This is a genomic window from Ferroacidibacillus organovorans (assembly GCF_001642725.1).
In the GTDB taxonomy this organism is placed as follows: Bacteria; Bacillota; Bacilli; order Alicyclobacillales; family SLC66; genus Ferroacidibacillus; species Ferroacidibacillus organovorans.
This window is the reverse complement of the sequence record NZ_LSUQ01000080.1, coordinates 1-9,396: the sequence shown is the minus strand read 5'-3', so window position 1 is coordinate 9,396 and position 9,396 is coordinate 1. Positions and strand designations below refer to the sequence as shown.

Genomic DNA, 9,396 nt, shown 5'->3' with positions numbered 1-9,396 from the left:
ACCCGAGTGGGTCATTGCGGTGACCGTATAGCATGTCAAAATCGACGAGGTTTGTAAAAATCAGACATGGTGAAGCTGCACCCTGCATGATACGAAGTGTTTGATCAACACCATCCTCATTGTTCTTGGTATGAACAGCTTGGGTGATTCCGTGCCCACCATAAATATCTTCGATTTTCCCGATCGCATAGACCGGAATACGATGTTTTTCAAGGTCTGTAAGTTGTGTTTCTCCAAAATCCCGGGAAAAATCCCGTCGATTTGCAGTTCTTGTATAATTTCCGGACTCACCTGTAAACGGTCGTGCAATCACGCGGCCGACGGCATGCGGTCCTGTGAGTATGGCACGCGCAACTTCACACATGGCGTAGAGTTCAGAAAGTGGGATTACGGACTCGTGAGCAGCAATTTGAAACACGCTATCTGCCGAAGTGTAGACAATTGGCTTCCCCGTTTGCACATGCAAATCGCCTAATTCTTTTAGAATTTCTGTCCCACTCGCCGGCTTATTCCCGAGAATCTCCCGCCCCGTTCTAATCTGAAACTCATTCACGATATCTGCAGGAAAGCCGTCAGGATAGGTGGGCAGCGGTTCATAAAGCGTGACCCCGACAAACTCCATGTGACCGTTTGTCGTGTCTTTCCCCGCCGATTGTGGAATCATGTGCCCGAATGCGCCAATAACATGATCTGCGACAACGCCGCGAAGGGGGAAAATCTCTCCTAAACCGAGAGATGCAAGGTGTGGGACGTTAAGCCCCCCCATCGCTTCAGCCACATTCGCAAGCGTATTGGCTGCTTCATCGTGGTACAGTGCCGCGTCCGGTGCGTGTCCAATGCCAACCGAATCAAGGACGATTAAAATGACTCTTTTTTTCAATGCCATTCCTCTTTCTCCCCTTTATGCGCGAGGGTGAGCTTTTTGATAAACATCCTGAAGACGGCTTCTCGTAACGTGGGTGTACACCTGCGTTGTCGAGATGTCTGCATGTCCTAGCATCTCCTGTACGGCGCGCAAGTCTGCACCATTCTCAAGAAGATGTGTCGCGAAAGAGTGTCGCAAGGTGTGTGGTGTAATGTCTGCCACAATGCCCGCCTTTTTGGCGTGCTTCTTTATAATCTTCCAAAACCCTTGGCGAGAAAGGCGCACGCCGAGATGATTGACAAAGAGTGAAGGGTCAAGCGGATCGCGCACCATACTGCTGCGCGCTTTTGTCACATAATCGAGCACTGCCTGACGCGCCATGTGCCCGAGCGGAATGATTCTCTCTTTTGATCCTTTTCCTATACAGCGTAAAAAGGATGCCGTCAAATTCACGTCATGTTCATTGAGCGAAACCAGTTCAGAGACGCGTATTCCCGTGGCGTAGAGCAGTTCAAGCATGGCGCGATCACGCAATCCTTTGGAGGTCGCGGCGTCCGGAACGGCAAGCAAGCGATCCACATCTTCCATGATGAGTACGCGTGGAAGTTTGCGTTCCATGCGAGGCGTCTCCATGTGTTGTGACGGATCGAATAGAAGGATTCGCTCGCGCACGAGAAAACTGTAAAAGGAGCGAATGCTCGCAAGGTTTCGTGAGACGGTTGCCGTCGCACGCCCCTTGGCTCGCAGTTCTTGCACGTACTGGGGAATATAACCATGTTCGTAAGGAGACGTTACTGTATAACCGCGCGATTCCAAGAACGTGAGATACGTGAGAAGATCTCGACGATAGGAGTCAAGCGTATTTTTAGAAAGACCGCGCTCAACTTCTACATATTGTAAAAACTGATCGAGCCATGCATCCATATCCATCGCCACCCAATCCATCTCCGCCTTGCCTAGCTTGATCGTCGAACAATACACTGCGATTCTAGTTAGTTCAACACATCCATCAAAAAACCCTTGTGAAGAAAAAAATCCGCCGAGTGGCGGATGATCCTACACGTTATGGGCCAGAAATCGTCAATTCCGCCAAATGGCGAATGGTCGGTGATACCCCCGAAACAACTGCGACATCATGAATGAATTGTGCATCGACATGTGTAAACAAAAGGTAAAATCCCCACGTCATTAACACAAATGTAATCGCACCCATGGCACGAATCTGCATCATAGGTCCCTCCTTCAGTCCCACTGTATGTGACCGTAGGAGGGACTAGCACAACGGATCAAATTCGTCTGTTTTGATTTATTTTGCGAGAGCAGATGCAAGCGGTGTATACGGAATACCAAGACCTGTCGCAACCGCTTCATAAGTCACATGCCCGGCATACACATTCACACCTTTAGATAGCGCGTCGCTCTCAAGAATCGCCTGATGGAAACCGTGATTGGCAAGGCGCAACGCGTAGGGCATCGTGACGTTCGTCAACGCTAAAGTTGAGGTGCGAGGAACTGCACCTGGCATATTGGCGACTGCGTAGTGTACCACACCGTATTTCTCATAGGTCGGATGGCTGTGTGTCGTCACGCGGTCGATCGTCTCGATCGATCCACCTTGATCAATCGCAACGTCAACGACGACACTTCCAGGTGTCATATTCTTCACCATTTCTTCTTTCACAAGTTTCGGTGCGCGCGATCCTGGAATCAACACTGCGCCAACGAGAAGATCAGCTTGTGAAACCGCCTGCTCGATATTGTACTCATTCGACATAAGCGTCTGGACACGCCCTGCGAAAAGATCGTCCAGAGCGCGCAAACGGTCAGGATTGACATCGACAATCGTCACGATAGCACCCGTGCCAAGTGCCATCTTCGCTGCGTTCGTGCCTACAATTCCGCCGCCGATAATCACGACATGTCCCGGCAAAACGCCCGGAACTCCTCCGAGCAGGATACCTTTTCCACCGTTTTGCCGCTCGAGGAATTGTGCGCCGATTTGGATGGCCATCCGTCCGGCCACTTCACTCATCGGGGTCAACAGCGGAAGCGAGCGATCCGTGAGTTGAATCGTCTCATAGGCGATTGCGATGACGCCAGACGCCTGTAACGCTTTGGTCAATTCGGGCTCAGGAGCGAGATGTAAATACGTAAAAAGGATCAAGCCGTCACGAAAGTAGGTGTATTCAGAGGCGATTGGCTCTTTGACTTTCATCACCATATCGGCTTGCGACCAAACTTCACGCGCGTCACTGAAAACGGAGGCGCCCGCTTTTTGGTAGTCTGCATCAGAGAAGCCGCTGCCTTTTCCTGCGTCAGTTTGAACGATGACGCGATGTCCCGCCGCGACAAAACTGCGCGCGCCACCCGGTGTCATGGCAACGCGATTTTCGTTATCCTTCAGTTCTTTTGGAACGCCGATAATCACTGAATTTCCCCCTTTATACCTGCCGACCGCGCTTAGTTAGCGCTCGGTTTTTCATCAGATCCAAGATCGCATCCATGTGATCAGGTTGCGCTGGATCATCAAGCGCCGCTTTATTGGTGCGCAGTTCACCACACGTATTACAGCGATGCACAATCATAAACCCTTTTTTGCTATCCTGTACAATCTCCTCAGGAACGAGCAATCCTCCGCATTCGGACTGGCGATCACCTGGAAAGCGATCGACATGCACACTGTGCAAACACGCGGGACAGTGATTGCGGCAGCCTGTCCGCAGTGGCGCAACCTGTGTATTACAAACGATGCACGTGAACGGTTCATTGATCACCGTGAAATGACGGCTTTCTCGCACAGTACACCTCCTCAGGTGACGACTCTACGAAACTTGTGCGGCTTTGCGAACGCACCGGCGAAGCACCACTCCTTATCCTGTGCGCAAATCAAGGACAACTTGGAGCAGTGCGGCTGTAAGTACGACGCCTCCCGAAAAAAAGTCAACCATACAGTACAAAAGAAAAATACGCATCTGCATACGACCAGCTTTAGCCGAAAAAACATAGCGAGATAGAAGATATGCAGCCGTTCCGGAAAGGACATAGGCACCACATGAAAGTATATTCCATGGAAGGACATCAAGCAAATCCATGCGAACGCCGCGACCGCCATACATGGACACCGCGAGCGTTAATGCCAATCCAAGGGAGACGCTCCGTAAAAATAGGAGAAGACAGACGAACAGCGGACCGAGCACATTCTGCCCCATGGCCCATAGGAGCAGAATCAGTGATTCACCGAACAGCGCATCTCGCAGTACGAGTGAGCGATAGGAAATGTTTCGCTGGGGTAGCCAGGATATGGATTGCCCAACACTCGGGTATAGCACTCCAAGAACTGCGCCTATAACGATGCCCACCGCATAGAGAACGGTGAAAAACAAGGCAATGCGCGCCGCGCGCTGGATCATCGGCCGCAGCGCCATACGCGGTCGAAATCCGCTATTCTTGCGTTTAAATGACACGGCCCATCCCCCCCTTATGAGGGTATGTCACCATGCCATTTTTAAACATCCCCTTCTACTCTGCAAGAACTTTGCCATAAACCCCGCCCGCCCCGACGCCCATGCCAAGACGTCCATGACGCGCGAGATCAATTCGGTTTGCGAGCAAAGGTCCAACGCAATCGGTCAATTCTTCGATCGTCGCCATGCGCATCACCGAGAGTTCCTGCGCAAAACAAGAAAGCAAGCGATCACGCGTCTTTTTACCAATACCTGGAATCATGTCAAGCGGTATGTGGTGACGATAAGGGGGGCGGTAATCGGGGGAAGACGAGATCTCTTGATCGGCCACTTCATGGAGCCGCTCATACACGCCGCGTGTAAACTTTTTGTTGCCACACGATGAACAGACAGCTTGATCAATGGTTGCAATCGCGCCACAAGCGAGACAAAACGAGCGATGATACTTCCCGAGCGTCGGCCACATTCCAACATTCTCTGTGATTTGAAAACTTCCGTCGCGCCGCAATACCCGCTTATAATTTTCGAAGTCGGGAAAATCCATTCTCGCCACGTGGTATTCACGCGCCAGTTTGGGGGTTGAGTGCGCATCGCTGTTAGTGACAAACGTCGTCGCACGGAGCTCCGAAACGCGATCAGCCATATCCGTATCCGCAGATAGCCCAAGTTCAAGCGCAGCCGCTCGGGAGAGATCGATCATTTCACTCGCGTGCGTCACGCAGGAGCCGTACAAACCTTTGTGCGGCGTGAACGCGTGATTGATAATGACGATGCCGTTTCTTTCGTCGAGCCAATCGGCCATTGTTTCAAAGTTAACATTCAGGCGCTGCGAGCTGAGATCCGGGTTGGTTTGATCATGCGCGAGTTCCTCATAGAGCGACGCCGCAGCGTCCAAATTCCCTACAAAGAGTCCAAAGTGTGCCGCCCCGCCGTGGGGACCGCGCAGTTCAACCTCCGCACCAGGAACAATCGTCACCGCATCGCGATAGCGATACCCCCCACCTGCAAGCAGCGCGAGATCTCCGCGCGCAATGAGTTTTTCCCATACGGTGCGGACCGGACCCGTAACGCCGTCAGTGATACCAACAAGGTCAATCCCCTTTTGTATCGCGCCTTCGAGCACCGCTTCTAGCGTCATCGTCTTTCCGGCAGAGATTTTAACCGGTTTCCCATCTGCAAAGCCGATATGGACATGAAAATCGACAATGAATGACGACTTAGGGAGTTCTTCGCGTACTTGATGTGACAATTTACACATTCCCTCCCAGCCAAAGCAGTATGCCGATGAGCGTTTTGGCATCCTCAAACTCACCGCGCGTGAGCATCGACTGCACTTCATCCCGCGTGTGATACGTTACTGCCAAAAACTCGTCTTCATCCAAATGCTGCCCAGCAAACGATTCACTTGTTTCATTGCACGTCGCTACATACAGATGCATCACTTCATCGGAGAAGCCCGGTGTCGTATAGAACGTCATCGCGTGACGAAGCGCTGTCGTCGATCGCCCCGTCTCTTCATAGAGCTCACGCTCTGCGGCAGATTGCGGATCTTCGAAACGTTCGAGTTTGCCGGCAGGCAACTCATACAACTCTTTTAAAACAGGGTGACGATACTGACGCACCAGGCACAGGCACCCTCTCTCATCTTGCAGGAGGATGCACACAGCGCCAGGGTGACGGACGACTTCGCGTGTGGTTTCCTTGCCGTTTGGAAGACGAACGAAGTCTTGATCAAGCGCGATCATTCTACCGTGAAACACACGCTCTGTGCGAAGGAGTGCTTCGTGAAATTCACTCACGTGGTTGTTCCTCCATCATCATATTCCCTCTTTGTGCATAGCCATTTGTTGGAGGGATGCTCATGAAAGCAGTTTATCACAGAGATAAGTGGATCTGTTCAGGAAAGCCACGCGATGTGTTGGAGATCATAGAAAAACTCACCCACGCCAATTCCCGTGACGCCCGACTGATCGATGTGTTACAGGACGGAATGCCTTGCAAGAACTGTATTTCATTTCTCGTCAAGGACACTCGCTAAAATCGAGCAGACCATCTGAGCTGCGGCAATGAGATGCGCCTCGTGTACCGACTCATAAACAGTGTGATCGCGCGACGCGCCTACACCGAGGTTGACGGCCGGAATGCCACGCCCGTTCAAAATGTTTGTGTCGCTTCCGCCGCCACGCTCGGCCAGTACAGGTGTGAGCCCGATTTGCTTTAGTGCTTTGAAAGCGTGGCGCACGACGTCATCATTTTCTGTGAGTTGAAAACCTGAATACGCCTCTTCGACATCCATATCAAACGTCGCGTGAAAAGTCGGGCAGACATGCTCAAACGCCTGCCGCACTTCAGAAACAAGCGCGTCGACCTGCTTTTTATCAAGACTGCGCGCTTCACCTTCCAGATGTGCGCGATCACACACCGTATTGGTGGTCTCTCCTGCGCGAAAGATTCCGATGTTACGCGTACTGTGCTTATCGATTCGCCCTTGTTTGAATTGGGAAACGGCAGAACACGCGGCTGCGAGCGCATTGATCCCATCTTCCGGGTTCACGCCACTGTGCGCCGCGCGACCATGTACCGTGACTCGGTAATCCACTTCATAAGGTGCCGCACCAATCACTTTTTCCGGCGGTCCACCGCTGTCGAGAACATAGCCAAAATCGACGCGCAGCGAATCGACATCAAGGTACTTTGCGCCATAGAGTCCTAACTCCTCACAAATCGAAAAGACGACAGTAACATCTCCGTGCGGGAGATTTTTTTCTTTTACGACAGAAAAAGCTTCAAGAATGCCTGCGACTCCCGCCTTATCGTCCGCGCCGAGAATTGTTTTTTCATCCGTCTTGATTACACCCTGTTCACGAATCGGACGGACACCTCGGTTGGAAACAACGGTGTCCATGTGCGCCATAAATAAGAGATGCGGTGCTTCCGTCGTCCCTTTTAGCGTGGCGATCAGATTCCCTGCGGTTCCTTTTGGCAGTCTTTTCTCAGGAGATTCTTGCGCGAGTTTGGCAGCCGCATCATCTTCACGAACCTGAAATCCACGCTCTTCCAGCTTTTTTTTGAGCACATCTGCGATTGCGCGCTCTGCGCCTGATGGACTGTCAATTTGAATCAATTCTAAAAACAACGCAATCAGACGTTCTTGATTGACTTCAATTGCCAGGGGCATTTTGGTTGACATGCGTTTCAACTCCGCTCCATATGAGGATGACTTCTTTTGCGTATCCACGGATAGAAAACTGCGACGAGCAAGAACAAAAGGGCTGCCGCAATCGCCCCCATCCGTTGATCTGCGTTTGTTAAGGCAAACCCGGCGAGCGCCACGATGACGACGATGGTTGCAAAAAGCGTTACCCCACCAAATCTCAGGAAGGCAGATTGATAGTGAACATCATCGCGATGAATACGCTTGTATCTCATCCACGAGAGAAGGATGATCACCCAGTTAAAAAACGTAAAGAAAGAGGATGCGCTGATCAGATCATTGTAGACGCTGGCAGGAAGCTTGAAACTGATGAGAATGGACAGGACAACGCCCGCCACAGAGACCAAGAGTGCCGGAAATCCACCAAACCGCCCTGGCGTCTTTTTCATGAAATACGGCGCCTGTCGCGCATTTGCCATGCTCGATAAAATCAAAACGGCGGAAAATAGCGCGCCTCCCATCACAGTAAACGCCGCGACGAGTACCACACCGTTCATCAAATTGGCGATACCAAAAAGATGATGGATGTTTAGTGCCAATGTGAAGGGACCTGTTTGTGTGCTGATTTTCCACCACGGGAGTAAAAGCAAGAGCGCGAGGAGAGACAGAATGTAGAGGATAGCCAGCCCAAAGACGATGAGTCCGCTTGCGCGCCCAGCATCTTCTGCGTGATTCAACTGGGTAATGGCGGTCGCCACTACGCCGATACCAGCATACGCGAAAACCACGATAAGCATCGACTGAAACAAACCCAGGACGCCGTGCGGAAAAAATCCGCGCGAAAGGAGATGCGTCAAGGAGAGGTGGAACGCGTTTGGCTGCATCAAGAGAAAGATAGCGATGACAATAAATGCAATGAGCGCGACGAGCTTCACTCCCGCAAGGGCGCTTTCTAGTTTAGCGAAGACGTTGACACCAAACGCATTCAGTAAAAGAACAAGCACAATAAAGAGTAGAGATAAACTCCAGATAGGCATGCCGGGAAGCCACATGCGAGCAAAAACTGCCATAGCAATCGCCTCACTGCCGATGGTCAAGACACTTGACAACCAGTAGAGCCAGCCTTGCATGTAGCCGATAAACGGTCCAAGCATTTCTTGCGCGTAGGTTCGAAACGATCCTTCGACCGGATGATTCACAGACAGCGAGGTAATCGCGCCGACCACCTGTGACATAAGCAGCGCGCCCAATACGAATCCGAGTAGAATGGACGGCCCAGCTTCTGAAACCGCCATTCCGACACCCAAAAAATAACCTGCGCCGACAATCCCTCCGATCCCAATAAGAACAAGCCCCGTCACGCTTACACCGGTCGCATTGCCAGTATGTAGTATGGAAGCGTGGTTTTCAGTTGTGCCGCGCGGCTGATTCCCCGGTGGAGTCAAGCCGCGTGGCAGATTGAATTTGTCGCGAGAATTTGCCAATGCACTCACCCCGCACCTAGCATGGCAAAGATTGCCTTCGCATATGCGGGGAGAATGAATTTTTACACGAGGGAGTGATGGTTTGCACCTTCGCGAATAAGTTCAAGGACCAGTTCAGACGCCAGCGTCAGATCGCGTAGTGCGATCCACTCTTCTAATGTGTGAATCTGTTGATAGCCAACTGCTAAGTTTGCGATAGGAATTCCTTTCCCCGCGACGACATTTGCGTCACTCCCGCCACCTGTCGGCCCAAAAATTGGTGCGAGATCCAGTTTTGCCATCGCATTTGTGATCATCGTTCGCAAAAAGGAGGACTCTGGCAAATGAAGCGCCGGGTAGCTGTCAGTCCACAGCGCTTCGACGCGCACACCGTATTTCGTTGCGGCTTCCTGAAGCGCTGTGCTCATTGCGTCTTGTTGCGCTTTTAAT

At 51.6% G+C, this 9,396-nt stretch carries 10 protein-coding genes and 1 pseudogene; all 11 read right to left on the bottom strand.

Translation table 11 applies throughout. The features are described 5' to 3' along the window. The coding region (locus AYW79_RS14340) for a phosphopentomutase (RefSeq protein ID WP_067567284.1) at window positions 1-886 on the bottom strand (886 nt) is incomplete at its 3' end. Window positions 887-901: 15 nt separating this feature from the next. Then, entirely contained in the window at window positions 902-1,789 is an 888-nt protein-coding gene (gene xerD, locus AYW79_RS14335; RefSeq protein ID WP_067567296.1) for a site-specific tyrosine recombinase XerD, read from the bottom strand. A 139-nt stretch (window positions 1,790-1,928) separates the two neighbouring features. After that, window positions 1,929-2,093 (bottom strand): hypothetical protein, encoded by a 165-nt coding sequence (locus tag AYW79_RS15685; protein WP_156481838.1) that lies wholly within the window; start codon window positions 2,091-2,093, stop codon window positions 1,929-1,931. A gap of 78 nt (window positions 2,094-2,171) precedes the next feature. Then, window positions 2,172-3,293 (bottom strand): alanine dehydrogenase, encoded by a 1,122-nt coding sequence (ald, locus tag AYW79_RS14330; RefSeq protein WP_067567281.1) that lies wholly within the window; start codon window positions 3,291-3,293, stop codon window positions 2,172-2,174. A gap of 13 nt (window positions 3,294-3,306) precedes the next feature. Next, on the bottom strand, window positions 3,307-3,663 hold the full coding sequence (locus AYW79_RS14325; protein ID WP_067567278.1) for an RNHCP domain-containing protein: 357 nt from the start codon (window positions 3,661-3,663) through the stop codon (window positions 3,307-3,309). A 72-nt stretch (window positions 3,664-3,735) separates the two neighbouring features. Next, window positions 3,736-4,329: a hypothetical protein gene (locus AYW79_RS14320; RefSeq protein ID WP_067567275.1), complete on the bottom strand. Its 594-nt coding sequence runs from the start codon at window positions 4,327-4,329 to the stop codon at window positions 3,736-3,738. A 55-nt stretch (window positions 4,330-4,384) separates the two neighbouring features. Further along, complete coding sequence (locus AYW79_RS14315; RefSeq protein WP_079290323.1) at window positions 4,385-5,578, bottom strand: endonuclease Q family protein; 1,194 nt, start codon at window positions 5,576-5,578, stop codon at window positions 4,385-4,387. 1 nt (window position 5,579) lies between these two features. After that, window positions 5,580-6,128: an NUDIX hydrolase gene (locus AYW79_RS14310; protein WP_231877827.1), complete on the bottom strand. Its 549-nt coding sequence runs from the start codon at window positions 6,126-6,128 to the stop codon at window positions 5,580-5,582. 212 nt (window positions 6,129-6,340) lie between these two features. Further along, the gene (locus AYW79_RS14305; protein WP_143216169.1) at window positions 6,341-7,519 is read right to left on the bottom strand and encodes a M20/M25/M40 family metallo-hydrolase; all 1,179 of its coding nucleotides are present in this window, start codon (window positions 7,517-7,519) and stop codon (window positions 6,341-6,343) included. A 5-nt stretch (window positions 7,520-7,524) separates the two neighbouring features. Further along, entirely contained in the window at window positions 7,525-8,967 is a 1,443-nt protein-coding gene (locus AYW79_RS14300) for an amino acid permease (protein ID WP_179123071.1), read from the bottom strand. Window positions 8,968-9,029: 62 nt separating this feature from the next. After that, window positions 9,030-9,396, bottom strand: a pseudogene (locus AYW79_RS15955) (hypothetical protein); the annotation flags it as partial.

Excerpts from the sequence above, each read along its gene's own strand:
- AYW79_RS14305 (WP_143216169.1), bottom strand. The coding sequence starts at position 7,519 with ATGTCAACCAAAATGCCCCTGGCAATTGAAGTCAATCAAGAACGTCTG.
- xerD (WP_067567296.1), bottom strand. The coding sequence starts at position 1,789 with ATGGATGCATGGCTCGATCAGTTTTTACAATATGTAGAAGTTGAGCGC.
- AYW79_RS15685 (WP_156481838.1), bottom strand. The coding sequence starts at position 2,093 with ATGCAGATTCGTGCCATGGGTGCGATTACATTTGTGTTAATGACGTGG.